Below are 17,959 nucleotides of genomic sequence, written 5' to 3' on the forward strand. Positions count from 1 at the left end.
CCACCCCCGAACAGGCCGAGGCCGCCGCCATCGCCGCAAGCACCGCCGCCCGCGAGGCGGCCAGCGCCACGCGCGAAGCCGGCGCCGCGGCCGGCGAGGCGGTCGGGATCGATGCCGCCCTGACCCCGCAGGGCTTCGATGCCGCCAAGGTGCGCGCCATGATCGACGGCTCGTCCCTTGCGCCCGAACGCAAGGCCGAGCTTCTGGCCCTGCTGGATCGCGCGGCGCTTGACCCGGCGGCGCTGGCGCAGGCGCTGGAACAGATCAAGGCCGCCCTGCCATGAGCTTTCCCAGCCTGGCGGATTTCCTGAAGGCACCGGGCGGCCGGCTGGACAAGGGGCCGGTCGCGGTTTTGCTGATCGAGGACGAGGCAGCGGTGCAACGGACGCTGGCGCATCACCTTGCGGCCGGTTTCCGGCTGATCCTGGCGCTGTCGCCCGAGCCGCTGCCCGCCCATGTCCTGCCCGGCGAGGGCGCGGACCGGATCCTCAACCTGCGCCACGATTCCCGCCGCAGCCGGGCCCAGGTCGAGGCGGTCAATGCGGTGATCGAGGCCGCGCCCGCCGATACCTGGCTCTACTACGGCTATAATGCCGAGTTCCTGTTCTATCCCTTCTCGGAAAGCCGCAGCGTGGGCGAGATGCTGGCCTTTCACGCCGAGGAACGCCGGCGGGCGATGCTGACCTATGTCATCGACCTCTATGCCCCGGACCTGGAGCGTTTCCCCGATGCGGTCAGCCTGGACGAGGCGATGTTCGACCGCACCGGCTATTACGCGCTTGGCCGCGTGGACCGCGACGGCCGCCACAAGGAACGGCAGCTGGATTTCCACGGCGGGCTGCGCTGGCGATTCGAGGAGCACCTGCCCCAGGATCGCCGCCGCATCGACCGCATCGCGCTGTTTCGCAGCCAGCCGGGACTGCGGCTGCTGCCAGACCTGCGCTTCAACGCCGAGGAATACAACACCTATGCCTGCCCCTGGCACAACAACCTGACCGCCGCCGTCGCCTCGTTCCGGGTGGCCAAGGGGCTGGCCAAGAACCCCGGCTCGCGCGGGCATATCCGCAGCTTCCGCTGGCGCAACTCGCATCCCTTCCGCTGGAACGCCCAGCAGCTGATGGACCTGGGGCTGATGGAGCCGGGCCAGTGGTTCTGACGCAAGCGGGCCGGTTCAGGCCGCGCTGACCCGCCAGATCACGTCGCCCACGTCATCGGCCATCAGAAGCGACTTGCCGTCCGGGCCGATGGCAACGCCGACCGGGCGACCATGGGAATATTTCTCGTCCTCGGAAAGAAAGCCCGACAGGATGTCGCGCGGCGGCCCGGCGGGCCGGCCGTCCCGAAAGGGCACGAAGATCAGCTTGTAGCCCGACAGCGTCGAGCGATTCCAGGAGCCGTGCTGGCCGATCGCCATGCCGTCGGGGAATCCGGGCAGCGTGCCCTCGGGCATCCAGCACAGGCCAAGCGAGGCGGTATGGCCGCCCAGCGCATAATCGGGGGTGATGGCGCGGGCGACCTCGGCCGCGTCCTGGGGCACGCGGTCGTCCACCACCTGTCCCCAATAGGACCAGGGCCAGCCGTAGAAGCCGCCCTCCTGCACCGAGGTCAGGTAGTCCGGCGGCGTCTCGTCGCCCAAGCCATCGCGTTCGTTCACCACGGTCCAGAGCGCGCCGGTCGCGGGCTCCCACGCGAGGCCGACCGGGTTGCGCAGGCCCGAGGCGAAGATGCGGGCCTGGCCGGTCTCCAGTTCCAGTTCCCAGATCGCGGCGCGGCCTTCCTCGGCCTCCATGCCCTCGTCGGCGATATTGGTCAGCGAGCCGACGCCGCAATAAAGCCGCTTGCGGTCGGGCGAGACGATCAGGCTGCGCGTCCAATGCCCGCCGGGCTTGAAATCGACCAGCCGGCGGCCCGGCCCGTCCAGCCGCGTGGCACCGGGCGCATAGGGAAAGGCGACGATGCCGTCGGTATTGCCGGCATAGAAGGTGTCGCCGACCAGGGCCATGCCGAAGGGCTGGCGCTGGCCTGCCAGGAAAACCTCGCGCGTCTCGGCGACGCCATCGCCATCGCCGTCGCGCAACAGCGTGATGCGGTTGGCGCTGGTGCCCAGCGCGCGGGCGCGGCGCATGGTGGCCTGGGCGGCGCGGTCGAGCAGGGATTGCGGCGGGCTGGCCTCTTGCAGGGCCTCGGCCACCAGCACGTCGCCATTGGGCAGCACCTCGATCCAGCGCGGATGTTGCAGGTCGCGGGCGAAGGCATCGACGCGCAGGCCCGGCGCGGCCTTGGGCCGCTGGCCCGGCGCCCAGCCGCGGGCGGTGGGCATCTTCAGCGTCATGATGCCCTGTTTCTTCGCCTCGGGGATGGCGGGGCTTGGCCCGAACGCCGCCGTCCGCGGCGCGCCCATCCGCCGCATCAGCACCATCGCGCCGCCGATGGCGGCTGTCGCCCTGGCCAGAAGATCCATCGCTTTCCTTCCCGTCTGCGCAGGCCAAGGCTAGCCGGGATGCGCCGGGGGTCAATCCCGGAATGCGCAAGGGGATCGAATCGGCGAGGGCGGCGCTGGTGGCGCCGTCCCTGGAGTATTTGGGGAACAGAGAAGCGTTCAGCCGCGCGCGTCGCGGATCAGCGCCGCGAGATGCTCGGTCGAGGGGTCGTGGCCGGGCGCGGGCTTGCCCTGAAGCAGCGGCGCCAGCTTCAGCGCCAGTTCCTTGCCAAGCTCGACGCCCCATTGGTCGAAGCTGTTGATGCCCAGGATCACCCCCTCGGCAAAGACGCGGTGCTCGTAGAGCGCGACGATCTGGCCCAGCGTGTAGGGGTCGAGTTCGGGGATCAGCAGCGTGGTCGACGGGCGGTTGCCGGGAAAGACGCGGTGGCGGGCCTGGCGTTCCAGTTCGGCGCCGGTCAGGCCCTTGGCCTGCATCAGCGCGCGCGCCTCGTCCAGCGAGCGGCCGCGCATCAGCGCCTCGGATTGCGCCAGGCAATTGGCGATCAGCAGCAGGTGGTGATGCGCAAGCTCGGGCTCGTGGCCACGGGCGGCGAGGATGAATTCGCAGGGCACCACCGCCGTGCCCTGGTGGATCAGCTGGTAGAAGGCATGCTGGCCGTTGGTGCCCGGCTCGCCCCAGACCACCGGGCCCGAGGGCAGCACCAGGTCGCTGCCGTCCATGGCCACGCGCTTGCCGTTCGATTCCATTTCCAGCTGCTGCAGATAGGCCGGCAGCCGGGCGAGGCGGTTGTCATAGGGCAAGACGGCGCGGGTGCCGTAGCCGCAGACCTGGTGGTGCCAGATGCCGACCAGCGCCAGGATCACCGGCAGGTTCTGGGCCAGCGGCGCCTCGCGGAAATGGCGGTCCATGGCCGCGCCGCCGGCAAGGAAGCGGTCGAAGTTCTCGGGCCCGATGGCGATCATCAGCGAAAGGCCGATGGGCCCCCACATGGAATAGCGCCCGCCGACCCAATCCTCGAAGCCGAAGACGCGCGAGGGCTCGATCCCCCATTCGGCGGTGCGGTCGGTCGCCGAGGAGAGCGCGGCGAATTGCGCCGCCGGCTGCGCCACGGCCTTGGCCATCCAGTCCAGCGCCGTCCTGGCATTGGTCATGGTCTCGATGGTGGTGAAGGTCTTGGAGGCGACGATGACCAGCGTGGTCGCCGGGTCGAGCCCCTTGAGCGTATCGGCGATGTCCGCCCCGTCCACGTTCGAGACGAAATGCACCCGCGGCCCGTCATGCCAGAGCGCCAGAGCCCGCGTGGCCATGGCCGGGCCGAGGTCCGAGCCGCCGATGCCGATGTTGATGACATCGGTGATGCGGCCGCCCTGCCCGGCGAAGCTGCCGTCGCGGATGGCGCGGGCGAAATCGCACATCCGCCGATGGGTGCGGCGCAGCTCGGGCATCACGTCCCGGCCGTCCACCGCGACGCTGCCTTCGAGGTTGCGCAGCGCGGTGTGCAGCACGGCGCGGTCCTCGGTCTCGTTGATGCGCTGGCCGGCGAACATGGCCTCGCGGCGCTCGGGCACCGGCGCGGCCAGTTCCAGCAGCAGCTCGCGCGCGCCCGCGTCGATGCTGGTCTTGGACCAGTCCAGCACCAGCCCCTCGGCCTGGGTCGAGAAGGTGGCGGCGCGGGTCGGATCGGCGTCAAACAGCGCCTCGATACGTAGCGCGCCCTGGGATTTGCGGTGGTCTTGCAACCTGCTCCAGATGGTCATGTCACTCTGCCCAATGCACGGTAATGTCGCCAAGGAAGGCGCGGATCGGCGCCTCGGTCGGGTCGAGGCCCTGCGCGCGCTCGAATGCCTCGCGCTTGTCGGCCCCGGCGATCAGCAGATGGGTGTTGATCGCGCCCTTCAGCGCCGAGGCGGTCAGGGTGATCCGCGGCTCGTCCTTGACGCTGTTGATCGCCATCACCACCGGCGCGTCCGGCGCCAGCGCCAGGACGGTTTCGGAAGCCGCGGGGAACAGGCTTGCCGTATGCATGTCGGTGCCCATGCCCAGAAGCAGCACGGTCAGCGGCAGGTGCGGGGCAATCGCCTCGGCCAGCGCCGGCACCGCGTCCTCGGGGCGCTCGTCGCCGGTATAGAGGTCGATGTAATGCGCCCCCGCCGCCTTGTCCTTGAGCAGGTGGCGGCGCAGCAGCCGGCCGTTCGAGCGCAGATGCTCGCCATCCACCCAGCGCTCGTCGTTCAGCAGCACGGTGACGCGCGGCCAGTCGATCTCGCTGCCCGAGAGATAGTCGTAAAGCGGCGCCGGCGTGGTGCCGCCCGGCACGCAGAGGCTGGCGCTGTCGTTCACCCGCAAATGCTGCGACAGCTGCCCCGCCACGCGGTCCGCCAGCGACAAAAACAGCATCTCGCGGTCGGGATATTCGATGAACTCGAGCGTCATGGCCGGATCTCCCTCCAGCGGCGGTTGTCGCGATGCAGCAGGCGCAGCGCCTCTTCGGGGCCGCTGGAGCCGGCATCATAGGGCTCGGGCCGCTTCGAGCCAGATTCCCAGGCGGCGATGATCGGGTCGGTCCAGGCCCAGGCGGCCTCGACCTCGTCCCCACGCATGAACAGGGTCTGGTTGCCGCGGATCACGTCCATGATCAGCCGCTCATAGGCATCGGGCATGTCGGAGCCCTCGGCCCCCAGCGCATCGGCAAAGCTCATGTCCAGCGGCACCTGCACCAGGCGCATGCCGCCCGGCCCCGGCTCCTTGATCATCACGGTCAGGTGCATGCCTTCGTTCGGTTGCAGCTTGATGACAAGCTGGTTGGCCTTGTGCGTGCCGCCGTCGTCGAAGATCGAATGCGGCGGCTCCTTGAAGGTCACGACGATCTCGCTGGTGCGCGCGCGCAGCCGCTTGCCGGTGCGCAGGTAGAAAGGCGTGCCGGTCCAGCGCCAGTTGGCGATCCGCACCTTCAGCGCCACGAAGCTTTCGGTGCGGGACTGCGGGTTCTCGGAATCCTCCAGATAGCCGGGGCCGTCGGGGCCGGCCAGATACTGGCCGCGCACGATGTCCTGGGGCGCAAGCGGCTCCAGCGCCCGGATCACCTTGAGCTTTTCGTCGCGCACCGCATCGGGGTCGAAATGATAGGGCGGCTCCATCGCGATCAGGCACAGAAGCTGCATCAGGTGGTTCTGCACCATGTCCCGCATGGCGCCGGAATGGTCGTAATATTCGCCGCGCCCGCCGACGCCCACCGTCTCGGCCACGGTGATCTGGACATGGTCCACGTATTGCGCGTTCCACAGCGGCTCGAACAGGATGTTGGCGAAGCGCACCGCCATCAGGTTCTGGACGGTTTCCTTGCCCAGGTAATGGTCGATGCGATAGATCTGGTTCTCGTCGAAATGCCGGGCCAGCGTGGCGTTCAGCGCGCGAGCAGTGGCAAGGTCGCGGCCGAAGGGCTTTTCGACAACGATGCGGCTGTCGGCATCGGCGATGCCGTTGCCGGCCAGGCGCTCGGCGATGTCGCCGAACAGCGCCGGCGCCACCGAGAAATAGAAGGCATGGACCACGCCGGGACGCACCCGCGCCTTGAGTTCGGCCCAGCCATCGGTGCCGCGCGCGTCGATGGCGACATAGCCCAGCATGTCGAGAAAGGCCGAAAGCTGCGCCTGGTCCTGGCCGGGGCCGATGAATTCCTCGATCGCCTCGCGCATCTCGGCGCGGAAGGCTTCGTCGTCCTGGCGGGTGCGGGCGGCGCCGATGATGCGCGCGCTGGCCGGAACCTGCCCGGCCACAAAGCGGCGATACAGCCCCGGCACGATCTTGCGCCGGGCCAGGTCGCCGGTTGCACCAAAGATCACCAGGTCGAAATCCTCAACCGGAATGACGCGTGAAACCATCGCTGCCTCCTCATCGCTGCTCTGCCGATTAGCGGATGTTAGCGATAACATCAAGTCCTTCAAATCCGTCCCCTTTCAATCCTGTTCCCGCGGGGTCGCGCCATGCAACGGGAAGGGCGCGGTTTCGGTTGCATCAAGACGCGCCATCGCCTTGGCCAGGCGCGGCAGGCGGGCGCGGCGCATCAGCTCCTTGCGGGTCATGTCGCCGCCGGCGGCACGGGCGCGCGCCTCGGTCGCCTGCACGGCCGCGAGCACGGTTTCGGGGGCCCGCAGGCAGAGGTCGCGCAGAAATTCGTCGGGATGAATCGCCCGCAGCCCGACCGGGGCCAGCGCCCTGCGCGGAAAGTCGCGCAGATTGGCGGTGACGATCGCCTGTGCCCCGGCGGCCAGCGCACATTCCACCACATGCCGGTCGGCCGGATCGGGCAGGTCCAGCCCGAAGATCTCCTGCCCCGGCTCGACCAGCGCCTGCGGAAAGCGCGATTCCAGCAGCGCGATCTCGACCCCGGCCTCGACGCCCTGGCGGGTTGCGGCATGGCGCCATTCGTCCAGGATGCGGCGCGACCAGAGCGGCTGGAACAGCCCCGCCGCCGCCGTGTCGGCCAGGATCTCCCGCAGCACGGTCGGAAACAGCACGCAGGCGTCCAGGACTGCCTTCATCCGTCCAGCCGGAAGAACAGCGCCTTGAGATAGCCGGTCTCGGCCAATTGCGGCAGCGTGGGGTGGTCCGGGCCGGCCTGTCCGGTATGCAGAAGCTGCATCCGCCGCCCGCCGCGGCCGATGCCGCGGGCGCTGGCATTGCGAAAGGCGTTGAGATCGGCGGCATGGCTGCAGGAACACAGCCCCAGATAGCCGCCCGGCGCGACCAGGGGCGCGGCCAGCTTCGCCACCCGCTCATAGGCACGCAAGCCCGCCTCCAGCGCCGGTTTCGAGGGCGCGAAGGCCGGCGGGTCGCAGATCACCAGATCGAACTGCGCGCCCTCGGCAGCCAGCGCCTCCATCTGCTCGAAGGCGTCGCCCTGGCGGATGGTCAGCCGCGATTCGGCGCCCATGGCGCGCGCGCCGCCCCGTGCCAGCTCCAGCGCGGCGGCCGAGCCGTCGACGCAGGTGGCATGGGTGGCGCCGGCCGCCAGGGCGGCAAGGCCGAAGCCGCCGACATGCGAGAACACGTCCAGCACGCGCTGGCCCTGGGCCAGCCGCTGCGCAAAGGCATGGTTCGGGCGTTGGTCATAGAACAGGCCGGTCTTCTGCCCCTGCGTCAGGTCGGCCAGGTAGATCGCGCCGTTCATCGGCACCTCGACCGGGCCGTCGACGGCGCCCGACAGGATCTCGGTCCGCTCGTCCAGCCCCTCCAGCGCCCGCGCCCGGCCCTGCCCGTTCAGGATCACCGTCGCGACGCCCGCGACCTCGCGCAGCGCCGCGGCGATCTCCCCGACCATGCGCTCGGCCCAGGCGGCATTGGGCTGGATCACCGCGGCATCGCCAAAACGGTCGATGATGGTGCCGGGCAGCCCGTCGGCCTCGGCATGGACCAGCCGGTAAAAGGGCCGGTCGAACAGCCGCGCCCGCAGCGCCAGCGCCCGGTCCAGCCGCGCCGCGATCCAGTCGCGGGTGATCCGCGCCTGCGGGTCGGGGTCCATCACGCGGGCGATGATCCGCGAATCGGGGTTGACCGTGACCAGCCCCAGGGGGCGGCGCTCGGCATCCTCCAGCACGGCGAAGCTGCCCCGCGGGATCGCCCGCGTGCGCCGGTCCGTCACCAGCTCGTCGGCAAAGACCCAGGGAAAGCCGTGGCGGATCGCCTGGGGCTTGGATTTCGGGCGCAGTCGGATGATGGGCAGATCGGCGGTCATGGCGGCCTCGTGCAAAACGGCGCAGGATTGCCACGCCGCGCGGCCGCGGGCAAGAGCCGGCCGGTTGCCTTGTTAACGCTAACGGCTTACATTGGCGCCAAAGGAGATGCCAGCCATGACCCTGCACGCCACCATCGACCGGGTGACCGACCGTATCCGCGAGCGTTCGATCCATAGCCGCAGCGCCTATCTGGCCAAGATCGCCCGCGCCGCCGAGGAAGGGCCGCGCCGCGCCCACCTGTCCTGCGGCAACCAGGCCCATGCCTATGCCGCCATGCCCGACAAGCAGGACTTCGCCGAAACGCGCAAGCCCAACATCGGCATCGTCACCGCCTATAACGACATGCTTTCGGCCCACCAGCCCTATGAGCGTTATCCCGACCTGATCCGCCAGGCCGCCCATGCCGCGGGTGCCACGGCCCAGGTCGCGGGCGGGGTTCCGGCCATGTGCGACGGGGTGACGCAAGGCCGGCCGGGGATGGAGCTGTCGCTGTTCTCGCGCGATGTGATCGCGCTGGCTTCGGGCGTGGCGCTGACGCATGACACCTTCGACGCGGCGCTTTACCTGGGCGTCTGCGACAAGATCGTGCCGGGGCTGATCATCGCCGCCGCCACCTTCGGCCATATCCCCGCCGTCTTCGTGCCGGCCGGCCCCATGCCCTCGGGCCTGCCCAACGACGAGAAATCCAAGGTCCGCCAGCAATTCGCCACCGGCGAGGTCGGCCGCGAGGCGCTGATGGCGGCCGAGATGGCCAGCTATCACGCGCCGGGCACCTGCACCTTCTACGGCACGGCGAACACCAACCAGATGCTGATGGAGTTCATGGGCCTGCATCTGCCGGGCTCCAGCTTCGTCAATCCGAACACGCCCCTGCGCGATGCCCTGACCAGCGCCGCCGTGCAGCGCGCGGCCTCGATCACCCGGCTGGGCAACGACTACCTGCCTGCGGGCGAGGTGCTGGACGAACGCGCCTTCGTCAACGGCATCGTCGGGCTGATGGCGACCGGCGGCTCGACCAACCTGGTGCTGCACCTGCCGGCGATGGCGCGGGCGGCCGGCGTGATCCTGGACCTCGAGGATTTCCACGACCTGTCCGAGACCGTGCCGCTGATGGCCCGCGTCTATCCCAACGGCCTGGCCGACGTGAACCATTTCCATGCCGCGGGCGGCCTTGGCTTCATGATCGGCCAGCTGCTGGAGGCGGGGCTGCTGCACGAGGACGTGCGCACCATCGCCGGCGGCGGGCTGGGGCAATATGCGCAGGAACCCCGCCTCAAGGACGGCCGGATCGAATGGGTCGGCGGCGCGCGCGAGACGCTGAACGACAAGATCCTGCGCCCGGCCACCGATCCCTTTGCCGCGACCGGCGGGCTGAAGCAGCTGTCGGGCAACCTGGGCCGCGGCGTCATCAAGGTCTCGGCCGTGGCGCCAGAACGCCATGTCATCGAAGCCCCCGCGCGCGTCTTTGCCGACCAGGAAGAGGTGAAGGCCGCCTTCAAGCGCGGCGAGTTCACCGAGGACGTGGTGGTCGTCGTCCGCTTCCAGGGCCCCCGCGCCAATGGCATGCCCGAGCTGCATTCGCTGACCCCCACCCTTGCCGTGCTGCAAGATCGCGGGCTGCGGGTGGCGCTGGTCACGGATGGCCGCATGTCCGGCGCCTCGGGCAAGGTTCCCGCGGCGATCCACATCTCGCCCGAGGCGGCCGATGGCGGGCCGCTGGCGCGGCTGCGCGACGGCGATCCCGTCCGGCTCAACGCGGTGGCCGGCACGCTGACCTGCCTTGCCCCCGGCTTCGAGGACCGGCCGGCGGCCATGCATGACCCCTCGCATTCGGCCGAAGGGCTGGGGCGCGAGCTTTTCGCCGCCTTCCGCCGCAATGTCGGCCCCGCCACCGAGGGCGCGGCGGTCGTCGTCTGACCGCCCCCCTGCGAGACACCCGCCGCGCGGCATCCGTCAATGGTCGCGCCGCGCCGGGACGCACAGGGCGATGCCGGTCCCCGACCGGCCGCATCGGCCCGTCCGCGACCGCGGCTCGGCCAGCCGGCGCGGCGGCAGGCGAAGGATCTGTGCCATGCCCGCGATCCGCGGCAGGTCCGGGTGCTGCGGCCCCGCCTCGTCCGCCGCTTCCCGCAGGAACAGCACGGTCAGGCAGACCCGGCCCCCCTCGTCGCGAATCGGGCAGATGCGGGCATCGACCCGGAAGCGCCGCCCCGACTTGGCCACCTGCGCCAGGTCGTGCAGCCGCGCCTCGCGCCCGTCCGGCGTCTCGAGCATGCGCCACAGCCGGTCCGGCACCTTGTCCACGGGATCCAGAAGCATCACCACCGGCCGGCCGATCAACTCCTCGCGCCGATAGCCGCACATGCCCAGGTAGCTTTGGTTCACCGCGACGATATGCCCGGCAAGGTCGAGGATCAGCACCGCGCGATGCGAGCCCATCGCCCGCATGGCCCATTCAAGATCGTGGTGAAGCCGCTGGATTTCGGTCATCCGGGAAACCTCCTGCAAGGGATTTCCGGCAGCATTGCGCCAATAGGCTAAGATTCCGTTAGCGCGCGGAAGTTTTCTTCAGCCTTCGGTCGGCGGGCCGAAACGCTCGATCATCCGCTTGCGGATCTGGTCGCGCACGGTGCGGTAAAGCGCCAGCTTGGCCTCGCGCCCCTCGGCCAGGCCGCTGGGGTCCATGATCGGCCAATACTCCACGTCCAGATGCGAAACCCGCGTCAGTTCAAGGGCTTGCCTCTGGCTGGCCGGCGAAAGGGCGATCACCAGATCAAAGCTGGTCAGGTCGTCGCCCCAGGCCTTCATCTCTTCGAAGGACCGGGCGCGATGGGTCGAAAGCTCGACCCCGATCTCCTTGCAGACGGCGATGGCGAAGCCGTCGATCTCCATGTCGTTCTTGACCCCGGCCGACTGCACATAGGCGGCGCGGCCGTAGAATTTCTTCATCATCCCCTCGGCCATGGGGGAGCGGATGGCGTTGTGGTCGCAGCAAAACAGCACCGAATGGGGAATCGGTCCGACCACGAATCACCCCGGAACGAGCGCGCAGATCAGGGTGAACAGGCGCCGCGCCGTGTCTATGTCGACCTCGGCCTTGCCCTCCAGCCGCTCTTGCAGGGTGCGGGCGCCCTCGTTGTGGATGCCGCGCCGGGCCATGTCGATCGCCTCGATCTGCGCCGGCGGCAGGCGCTTGACCGCGTCGAAATAGCTGGTGCAGATCTGGAAGTAATCCTTGACCGTCTGCCGGAACGGACCCAGCGACAGGTGGAACTCGGCCACCTTGTCCCCCGCTTCGGTGGCGATGTCGAAGACCAGGCGGCGTTCGCGCACCGCCAGCGCCAGGGCATAGGGGCCGGCGGGAACCTCCTGCCCCTCGCGGCCGGGCAGGATGAAGCTGTTGTCCTCGAGCAGGTCGAAGACCGCGACGCGGCGGTCCTGCTCGATCTCGGGCGTGGGCGGCGGCAGGGCGCTGTCGTCGATGTCGATCCGGCACAGCCGGTTCGTGGACTGGCTCATGGCTGCCCCCCGTTCAGAACCGCCAGCCGCGCCGAGACCGAGCGGCCATGCGCCGAAAGCCCCTCGGATTCGGCCAGCCGCACCGCGGCCGGGCCGATCGCCCCTAGCGCCTGGGGCGAGAGCCGGGCGATGGTGCTGCGCTTGAGGAAATCCATCACCGACAGGCCCGACGAGAACCGCGCCGAGCGCGCCGTCGGCAGGACATGGTTGGGACCGCTGACATAATCGCCCACCGCCTCGGGCGTCCAGCCGCCCAGGAAGATCGCCCCGGCATGGCGGGTCTTTTCCGCCAGCGCCTCGGGATCGTCGACGCAAAGCTCCAGGTGCTCGGGGGCGAGCCGGTCCGAAAGCGCCGCCGCCTCGTCGAGGTCGCGCGTCACGATCACCGTGCCATAATCGCGCCAGCTGGCGCCCGCCACCTCGGCGCGCGGCAGGGCCGGCAGGATGCGCTCGACCTCGGCCACCACGGCGCGGGCCAGGGATTCGTCGGGAGTGACCAGGATCGACTGGGCATCGGCATCATGCTCGGCCTGGGCCAACAGGTCCAGCGCCAGCCATTCGGGGTTCTGCGCGCCCTGGGCGATGATCAGCACCTCCGAAGGGCCGGCGATCATGTCGATGCCGACACGGCCGAAAACCTGCCGCTTGGCTGCCGCGACATAGGCATTGCCGGGGCCGGTGATCTTGTCCACCGGCCGGATGGTCCGGGTGCCATAGGCCATGGCGGCGATCGCCTGCGCCCCGCCGATGCGATAGATCTCGTCCACCCCGGCCAGTTCGGCCGCCAGCAGCACCAGCGGGTTCACCACGCCGCCGGGCGTCGGCACGCAGACCACCAGCCGCTCGACCCCCGCCACCCGCGCGGGAATGGCATTCATCAGCACCGACGAGGGATAGCTCGCCTGCCCGCCCGGCACATAGAGCCCCGCGGCCGCGACCGGCGTCCAGCGCCAGCCCAGGGTCGCGCCCTCGGGATCGGTCCAGCTGAGATCGTCGGGCATCTGCCGGGCATGATAGGCGCGGATGCGGCTTGCAGCCATGGCCAGGGCGGCGCGATCCTCGGCCGAGACCTTCGCGGTCTGCGCGGCGATCTCCTCGCGCGAGAAGGCCAGCGTTTCCGGCGTCAGCGCCAGGCGGTCGAAACGCCCGGTCAACTCGACCAGCGCATCATCGCCCCGGCTGCGCACATCGGCGATGATCGCCGCCACCGCATCGTTCACATCGGCCGCATCCTCGCGCTTCATCGAAAGAAGCGCGGCGAAGCGTTCGGCGAAATCGGGCTGGGCGGTCGAAAGGTGGATGGGCATGGCTCGAGCCTTCAATGACCCGCCCTTGTTAGCCGCTGCGGGCAAGGGGCTCAAGCGGCTATGGCAGCGCTGAACCTGCCGGTTCAGCGCGGGATGCAAGGCCGGATTCGAGTATTTGTGGAACAGAGAAGCGCTCGTCTTCTTCGTTCCCCAAATACCCATCCGGCCGCGAAACCGGCGTACGCGCACCCTGAAGTGCGCGGCGGATCAAGTGTCGGAATGCTGGGGCGCGCGGCGCGAGGGGGCGACATAGGGCCGCGTCACGTCGCGCAGCTCGACGTTCAGGCATTCCGCGTCGATGGCCAGCGTGCCGTCGCCGGCGAACTCCAGCAGCAGACGGCCGGTGCCATCCTCGCCCGCCTGCCATGTCAGGGCCAGCAGTTCCAGGACCAGATCCTTGTCCTTGCGGTCGATGCCGTCGCTCAGCACCCGCTGCACGTCCGAGATCAGCAGCACGGAGCGCACCCGCTCATAGGGGCGGCCGTCGCGGCGCGCGAGTTCGGCATCCTCCCAGCGAAAGCGGTTCAGGAGCAGCGCCAGCTGGCGGTGGCGGCTGTCATAGGCGATCTCGGTCACCGGCAGGATCGCATCCTGCGTAAGCGTCGAGATCACGGTCAGGTCGTCGGCATCGCCGGCCAGCAGCACCAGCGGCGCGGGATCGGCATCGGTGAAACGGGCGTCAGCCATCGGCGGGGGTCTCCTTGATGCGTTCGATATCGGCACCGACGCCGCGCAGCTTGCGCACCACCTTCTCATAGCCGCGATCCAGGTGATAGACGCGGCTGATGATGGTTTCGCCCTCGGCGGCGAGCCCGGCGAGGATCAGGCTGACCGAGGCGCGCAGGTCGGTGGCCATCACCGGGGCGCCGCGCAGCTTTTCGACGCCGTGGACGGTGGCGTGGCCGCCGTGAACCTCGATCCGGGCGCCCATGCGCGCCAGTTCCGGGGCATGCATGAAGCGGTTCTCGAAGATCCGCTCCTCCAGGACCGACGTGCCCTCGGCGGTGCAGAGCAGCGCCATCATCTGCGCCTGAAGGTCGGTCGGGAAGCCGGGGAAGGGTTCGGTCACCACGTCGACCGCGCGGATCCGGCCGTTCTTGCGCGCGACCTTCAGCCCGCGCCCGGTTTCGACCACCTCGATGCCGGCCTCGTCCAGCTTTTCGCAGAAGGCGGCGACCAGGTCGATGCGGCCGCCCAGGCATTCGACCTCGCCGCCGCAGATCGCCGGGGCCAGCATGTAGGTGCCCAGCTCGATCCGGTCCGTCACCACCGGATGCGTGGCGCCGCCCAGTGCCTGCACGCCCTCGACGGTGATGGTCGAGGTGCCTTCACCCTCGATCTGCGCGCCCATGCGGCGCAGGCATTCGGCCAGGTCCACGATCTCGGGCTCGCGCGCGGCGTTGTTGAGCACGGTCGTGCCCCGCGCCAGCGTCGCCGCCATCAGCGCGTTCTCGGTCGCCCCGACCGAGACCAGCGGAAAGTCGATCACCGCGCCCCTGAGGCCGCCCGAGGGCGCCTTGGCATGGACATAGCCCTCGCGCAGGTCGAGTTCCGCCCCCATCGCCTCGAGCGCGCGCAGGTGCAGGTCCACCGGCCGGGCGCCGATGGCGCAGCCGCCGGGCAGGGACACGACGGCATGGCCGTCGCGCGCCAGCATCGGCCCCAGCACCAGGATCGAGGCGCGCATCTTGCGCACGATGTCGTAATCGGCCCGGTGGCTGGTCAGGTCGTGGCTCGACAGCGCCAGCACCTGCCCGTCCTGGAGGCTGGCGACCTCGGCCCCCAGCGATTGCAGGAGCGCGGTCATGGTGCGGATGTCCGAGAGCCGCGGCGCATTGGTCAGCGTCAGCGGCTGGTCGGTCAGCAGGGTCGCCGGCATCAGCGCCAGGCAGGCGTTCTTGGCGCCGGCGATCGGGATCTCGCCCTTGAGCGGCCCGTTCCCCCTTACAATGATCTGGTCCATCTATTCCTCGTTCGTGGGCGCTTGCCGGCTTGGCGGCATCCCTGGCCCATGCTGCTCGTTCGTCGTTTCCGCCGATGTCCCGGCCCGCGCGCGCCCCTGCGCCTTGCGCCGCGCGAGATTGGCCCGCAACGCGGCCTTGAGCCGCGCTTCGCGTGTATCGTCCTGGGGATCGCGGGGTGTTCTTGTCATGCCTTTCTGTTAGCGTCCTTGCCGGCTTGCGTCCAGCGGCGGCGCCCTGGCCGCGCGGCGATCGGCAACGATCGGCGAAATGCATTTTTCCCGATCTTCCCCCTTGCACGCCCGGCACAGTCGGTCTAAAGCCCCGTCCACGGCGCTGCGGTAGCTCAGTGGTAGAGCACTCCCTTGGTAAGGGAGAGGTCGAGAGTTCAATCCTCTCTCGCAGCACCATCCCATCCCTTCACATCTTGGCCTGCAGACCCTGGGACTTCCTGCATTGCAGCGGCTGGCCGGTGCAGTTGATGCGTGCCGGGGCGCAGTTTTCGGATTAGCCGTGCAAGCCTGCCGACCCTGTCGCAGCTGCCGACGGGCGGCCCGGAAACGCAAGCGGTGCCCGCTCGCAGGCCCGTTTCCGAGCCGGTTCCGGGGCAGGAAGCCCCCGGCCCTCTGCCACGATCTCCTCGACGGAAAAGCGCCGCGATTTCCGGCGTGTCCTGTGGGTTACGCAGCCCCTTGAAGACGGCCGCCTCGCCCTTGCGCGACCTTGTGGCGGCGAGGTCGCGGGGATGCTGTTCCCGCCCCTGAGCCCTGTCCGTCGCGTCGGCGGCAGGGCGGATGGTCCGGCGAGAAGCCCGGAGGCGTCCGCCCCGCCCTACTGCTTGCGTTCCCAGCGGCCGCCGGCCTCGGACCAGTATTCCGCGGCGACATCCTCGGCCTTCAGCGCCCGCCATTGCGTCCGGGCGCGCTCCAGCGCCTCTGCGTCATTGCCGTCGAAGACGATGCAGGCGCGTTCCAGCGCCAGGCATTCGGCACCCGACACCCCGGCCCCGTCCAGCGCGATCAGGCAGCGCGGGTCATTGGCGGCCGCCTGGCCCTCGACGGTCAGCAGCACCGGCTGGCGGGCGTCATGCGGCCCGCCGGCCAGGCCATGCGGCAGGAAGCCCTCGCCCAGCCACAGCCGTTCGTCCAGGGCCACCTGCCGCGCCCGGTCCCTGCCCCGCAGCTCGACCCGCCAGCCCGCCTGCAGGCTCTTGCCGATCAGCATCGGCAAGAGCTGCACCGGGCCCGAGCGGGTCAGGTGATAGAACAGGGCCGAGCCCATCAGCCCCGCCTTTCGAAACGGTCGCGCACCAGCCGGTCCAGCGTCATCACCCCCCAGCCGGATGCGCCCTTGGGCGCAAGCCCGGTCTCGGCGGGCGGCAGCGCCACCCCGGCAATGTCCAGATGCACCCAGGGCAGGCCCTCGCCCACGAAACGCTGCAGGAACTGCGCCGCGGTGATCGAGCCGGCCGCGCGACCGCCGGTGTTCTTGATGTCGGCCAGGCGCGAATCGATCAGCTTGTCATAGGCCGGGCCCAGCGGCAGGCGCCAGGCGCCCTCCCCCTCGGCCTTGGCGGCGTCCAGCACCGCAGTGGCGAAGGCGTCGTCGTTGGAAAACACGCCGGCATTCTCATGCCCCAGCGCGATGATGACGGCGCCGGTCAGCGTCGCCAGGTCGACCAGGGCGGCGGGCTTGAAGCGTTGCTGCGCATACCAAAGCACATCGGCCAGCACGAGCCGGCCCTCGGCATCGGTGTTGATCACCTCGATCGTGTCGCCCTTCATCGAGCGGACGATGTCGCCCGGACGCTGGGCGCGCCCGTCGGGCATGTTCTCGACCAGGCCGACCAGGCCCACGACATTGGCCTTGGCCCGGCGCAGCGCCAGCACCCGCATGACGCCGGCAACCACGCCCGCGCCGCCCATGTCCATGGTCATCTCTTCCATGCCGGCGGCGGGCTTGATCGAGATGCCGCCGGTGTCGAAGACCACGCCCTTGCCGACCAGCGCCAGCGGCGCGGCATCGCCGCCGCCGTTCCAGCGCATGACCACGACCTTGGACGGGCTTTCGGAACCCTGCCCCACGGCCAGCAGCGCGCGCATCCCCAGCTTGGCCAGCTCGTCCTCTTCCAGCACCTCGACCTCGAGGCCCAGCTCGCGCATGGCCAGCAGCCGGTCGGCGAAATCGCCGGTGGTCAGGACGTTGGCGGGCTCGTTCACCAGGTCGCGGGTGAAGAACACCCCCTCGGCCAGGGCGGCGCCATCGGCCGCGGCACGCGCCAGCGCCTCGGGGTTCTGGTGCATGAAGATCACCCGGCCGCGCGGCGTGGCGCCCTGGGTCGGCTCGGATGCCGGATCGTCGGTGCCTGCCGCATCGGACAGCCGCGCATCCTGGGGCGCGCCGGTGCGGCTGGTGGTCGCGGCGGGCTCGGCCGGGGCCTCTCCCTCGGCGGCAGCGCCATTGCCGGATTTCTTCGTCTTGTAGGCCGAGAAGTCATAGGCCCGCAGCGCCAGCCCCAGCGCCACCTCGGCCGCGCGCGCCTGGTTGCCGGCCAGCACCAGCGTCTCGGCCTTGCCCAGCTTGGCGCCGATGCTGGCGCCCGCCGCCCGCGCCGTCGCCACGTCGGCATCGGCCGGCAACAGCACGAGCTGCAGCGATTCGGCCTTCAGCCCAGCGGGAAAGGCCAGTTCCAGCGCCTTGCCGGGCTTGACCGCCTTCCATGCCTCCGAGGCGAAGGCGCGCCCCAGCGCCTCGCGCGTGGCGCGCGGCAGTCCGGCGGGCAACCGCCCCGCCTTGGGCACCAGGATGGCGACGCGGCCGGGCCGCTCGGCCAGCCCCGCGACATCCGTCGCCGTAAAGGAAATTTCGACCGGATGAGTCATGGTCCCGCCCCTCGCGTTGCTCTGTCTTGGCGGAAACTAGTCACGCCCGCGCGGCTTGACCAGAGCCGGGGCTTTCCCAACCGCCGCGCAGCGGCTAATCAGGCGGGGTCC

17 protein-coding genes, 1 tRNA gene and 1 pseudogene are annotated in these 17,959 nt (G+C 69.9%); 4 read left to right on the forward strand and 15 right to left on the reverse strand.

What is annotated here, in order from left to right; genetic code table 11:
- Together FE811_RS07675 and FE811_RS07680 are read left to right on the forward strand one after the other, a co-directional pair.
- Positions 1 to 284 (forward strand): annotated as a pseudogene (locus FE811_RS07675) (hypothetical protein); the annotation flags it as partial.
- The gene (locus FE811_RS07680) at positions 281 to 1,156 is read left to right on the forward strand and encodes a glycosyltransferase family 2 protein (RefSeq protein WP_116222881.1); all 876 of its coding nucleotides are present in this window, start codon (positions 281 to 283) and stop codon (positions 1,154 to 1,156) included. The pseudogene FE811_RS07675 and the gene FE811_RS07680, both read left to right, overlap by 4 nt.
- Positions 1,157 to 1,171: 15 nt before the next feature.
- On the opposite strand, the gene FE811_RS07685 is transcribed toward FE811_RS07680, so the two are convergent.
- From FE811_RS07685 to FE811_RS07710, 6 genes are all read right to left on the reverse strand, one after another.
- A complete protein-coding gene (locus tag FE811_RS07685) occupies positions 1,172 to 2,461 on the reverse strand; it encodes a sorbosone dehydrogenase family protein (protein ID WP_116222882.1) in 1,290 nt (429 codons plus the stop codon).
- Positions 2,462 to 2,599: 138 nt separating this feature from the next.
- Positions 2,600 to 4,201 carry a glucose-6-phosphate isomerase gene (pgi, locus tag FE811_RS07690; protein WP_116222883.1) on the reverse strand — a complete coding sequence of 534 codons (1,602 nt, stop codon included), beginning with the start codon at positions 4,199 to 4,201 and terminating at the stop codon, positions 2,600 to 2,602.
- Position 4,202: 1 nt separating this feature from the next.
- Entirely contained in the window at positions 4,203 to 4,877 is a 675-nt protein-coding gene (gene pgl / locus FE811_RS07695) for a 6-phosphogluconolactonase (protein WP_036751719.1), read from the reverse strand.
- Complete coding sequence (gene zwf, locus FE811_RS07700) at positions 4,874 to 6,325, reverse strand: glucose-6-phosphate dehydrogenase (RefSeq protein ID WP_072461553.1); 1,452 nt, start codon at positions 6,323 to 6,325, stop codon at positions 4,874 to 4,876. Before zwf ends, pgl begins: the two co-directional genes overlap by 4 nt.
- Before the next feature lie 75 nt (positions 6,326 to 6,400).
- Positions 6,401 to 6,985: an RSP_2648 family PIN domain-containing protein gene (locus FE811_RS07705; RefSeq protein WP_116222884.1), complete on the reverse strand. Its 585-nt coding sequence runs from the start codon at positions 6,983 to 6,985 to the stop codon at positions 6,401 to 6,403.
- Positions 6,982 to 8,178 carry an RSP_2647 family RNA methyltransferase gene (locus tag FE811_RS07710; protein ID WP_116222885.1) on the reverse strand — a complete coding sequence of 399 codons (1,197 nt, stop codon included), beginning with the start codon at positions 8,176 to 8,178 and terminating at the stop codon, positions 6,982 to 6,984. The genes FE811_RS07705 and FE811_RS07710 overlap by 4 nt, the downstream gene beginning before the upstream one ends.
- 115 nt (positions 8,179 to 8,293) lie before the next feature.
- Here FE811_RS07710 and edd point away from each other — a divergent pair, with 115 nt between their 5' ends.
- A complete protein-coding gene (edd, locus tag FE811_RS07715; protein ID WP_116222886.1) occupies positions 8,294 to 10,096 on the forward strand; it encodes a phosphogluconate dehydratase in 1,803 nt (600 codons plus the stop codon).
- A gap of 36 nt (positions 10,097 to 10,132) precedes the next feature.
- Here edd and FE811_RS07720 read toward each other — a convergent pair whose 3' ends face one another.
- From FE811_RS07720 to FE811_RS28205, 7 genes are all read right to left on the reverse strand, one after another.
- Positions 10,133 to 10,669, reverse strand: a complete 537-nt coding sequence (locus FE811_RS07720; protein WP_116222887.1) for a PAS domain-containing protein — start codon at positions 10,667 to 10,669, stop codon at positions 10,133 to 10,135.
- 78 nt (positions 10,670 to 10,747) lie between these two features.
- Complete coding sequence (locus tag FE811_RS07725) at positions 10,748 to 11,206, reverse strand: low molecular weight phosphatase family protein (RefSeq protein ID WP_036751729.1); 459 nt, start codon at positions 11,204 to 11,206, stop codon at positions 10,748 to 10,750.
- 3 nt (positions 11,207 to 11,209) lie between these two features.
- The gene (locus FE811_RS07730) at positions 11,210 to 11,698 is read right to left on the reverse strand and encodes a UPF0262 family protein (protein WP_114535844.1); all 489 of its coding nucleotides are present in this window, start codon (positions 11,696 to 11,698) and stop codon (positions 11,210 to 11,212) included.
- Positions 11,695 to 13,005 (reverse strand): histidinol dehydrogenase, encoded by a 1,311-nt coding sequence (gene hisD / locus FE811_RS07735; protein ID WP_116222888.1) that lies wholly within the window; start codon positions 13,003 to 13,005, stop codon positions 11,695 to 11,697. The genes FE811_RS07730 and hisD overlap by 4 nt, the downstream gene beginning before the upstream one ends.
- 207 nt (positions 13,006 to 13,212) lie before the next feature.
- Positions 13,213 to 13,692 carry a DUF2948 family protein gene (locus FE811_RS07740; RefSeq protein ID WP_116222889.1) on the reverse strand — a complete coding sequence of 160 codons (480 nt, stop codon included), beginning with the start codon at positions 13,690 to 13,692 and terminating at the stop codon, positions 13,213 to 13,215.
- On the reverse strand, positions 13,685 to 14,968 hold the full coding sequence (gene murA, locus FE811_RS07745; protein WP_036751737.1) for a UDP-N-acetylglucosamine 1-carboxyvinyltransferase: 1,284 nt from the start codon (positions 14,966 to 14,968) through the stop codon (positions 13,685 to 13,687). Before murA ends, FE811_RS07740 begins: the two co-directional genes overlap by 8 nt.
- A complete protein-coding gene (locus tag FE811_RS28205; RefSeq protein ID WP_114535847.1) occupies positions 14,969 to 15,157 on the reverse strand; it encodes a hypothetical protein in 189 nt (62 codons plus the stop codon).
- 144 nt (positions 15,158 to 15,301) lie between these two features.
- Between FE811_RS28205 and FE811_RS07755 the strand changes: the two genes are divergently transcribed.
- Positions 15,302 to 15,376 (forward strand) — tRNA-Thr (locus FE811_RS07755).
- A gap of 421 nt (positions 15,377 to 15,797) precedes the next feature.
- On the opposite strand, the gene FE811_RS07760 is transcribed toward FE811_RS07755, so the two are convergent.
- Together FE811_RS07760 and FE811_RS07765 are read right to left on the reverse strand one after the other, a co-directional pair.
- The gene (locus FE811_RS07760) at positions 15,798 to 16,247 is read right to left on the reverse strand and encodes a DNA polymerase III subunit chi (protein ID WP_114535848.1); all 450 of its coding nucleotides are present in this window, start codon (positions 16,245 to 16,247) and stop codon (positions 15,798 to 15,800) included.
- Positions 16,247 to 17,848: a leucyl aminopeptidase gene (locus FE811_RS07765; RefSeq protein WP_116222890.1), complete on the reverse strand. Its 1,602-nt coding sequence runs from the start codon at positions 17,846 to 17,848 to the stop codon at positions 16,247 to 16,249. Before FE811_RS07765 ends, FE811_RS07760 begins: the two co-directional genes overlap by 1 nt.
- Positions 17,849 to 17,959 lie beyond the last annotated feature (111 nt).

Source organism: Paracoccus sp. FO-3, from assembly GCF_006386455.1.
GTDB classification, from domain to species: Bacteria; Pseudomonadota; Alphaproteobacteria; order Rhodobacterales; family Rhodobacteraceae; genus Paracoccus; species Paracoccus versutus.

Excerpts from the sequence above, each read along its gene's own strand:
- FE811_RS07680 (WP_116222881.1), top strand. The coding sequence starts at position 281 with ATGAGCTTTCCCAGCCTGGCGGATTTCCTGAAGGCACCGGGCGGCCGG.
- FE811_RS07685 (WP_116222882.1), bottom strand. The coding sequence starts at position 2,461 with ATGGATCTTCTGGCCAGGGCGACAGCCGCCATCGGCGGCGCGATGGTG.
- pgi (WP_116222883.1), bottom strand. The coding sequence starts at position 4,201 with ATGACCATCTGGAGCAGGTTGCAAGACCACCGCAAATCCCAGGGCGCG.
- pgl (WP_036751719.1), bottom strand. The coding sequence starts at position 4,877 with ATGACGCTCGAGTTCATCGAATATCCCGACCGCGAGATGCTGTTTTTG.
- zwf (WP_072461553.1), bottom strand. The coding sequence starts at position 6,325 with ATGGTTTCACGCGTCATTCCGGTTGAGGATTTCGACCTGGTGATCTTT.
- FE811_RS07705 (WP_116222884.1), bottom strand. The coding sequence starts at position 6,985 with ATGAAGGCAGTCCTGGACGCCTGCGTGCTGTTTCCGACCGTGCTGCGG.
- FE811_RS07710 (WP_116222885.1), bottom strand. The coding sequence starts at position 8,178 with ATGACCGCCGATCTGCCCATCATCCGACTGCGCCCGAAATCCAAGCCC.
- edd (WP_116222886.1), top strand. The coding sequence starts at position 8,294 with ATGACCCTGCACGCCACCATCGACCGGGTGACCGACCGTATCCGCGAG.
- FE811_RS07720 (WP_116222887.1), bottom strand. The coding sequence starts at position 10,669 with ATGACCGAAATCCAGCGGCTTCACCACGATCTTGAATGGGCCATGCGG.
- FE811_RS07730 (WP_114535844.1), bottom strand. The coding sequence starts at position 11,698 with ATGAGCCAGTCCACGAACCGGCTGTGCCGGATCGACATCGACGACAGC.
- hisD (WP_116222888.1), bottom strand. The coding sequence starts at position 13,005 with ATGCCCATCCACCTTTCGACCGCCCAGCCCGATTTCGCCGAACGCTTC.
- FE811_RS07740 (WP_116222889.1), bottom strand. The coding sequence starts at position 13,692 with ATGGCTGACGCCCGTTTCACCGATGCCGATCCCGCGCCGCTGGTGCTG.
- murA (WP_036751737.1), bottom strand. The coding sequence starts at position 14,968 with ATGGACCAGATCATTGTAAGGGGGAACGGGCCGCTCAAGGGCGAGATC.
- FE811_RS28205 (WP_114535847.1), bottom strand. The coding sequence starts at position 15,157 with ATGACAAGAACACCCCGCGATCCCCAGGACGATACACGCGAAGCGCGG.
- FE811_RS07760 (WP_114535848.1), bottom strand. The coding sequence starts at position 16,247 with ATGGGCTCGGCCCTGTTCTATCACCTGACCCGCTCGGGCCCGGTGCAG.
- FE811_RS07765 (WP_116222890.1), bottom strand. The coding sequence starts at position 17,848 with ATGACTCATCCGGTCGAAATTTCCTTTACGGCGACGGATGTCGCGGGG.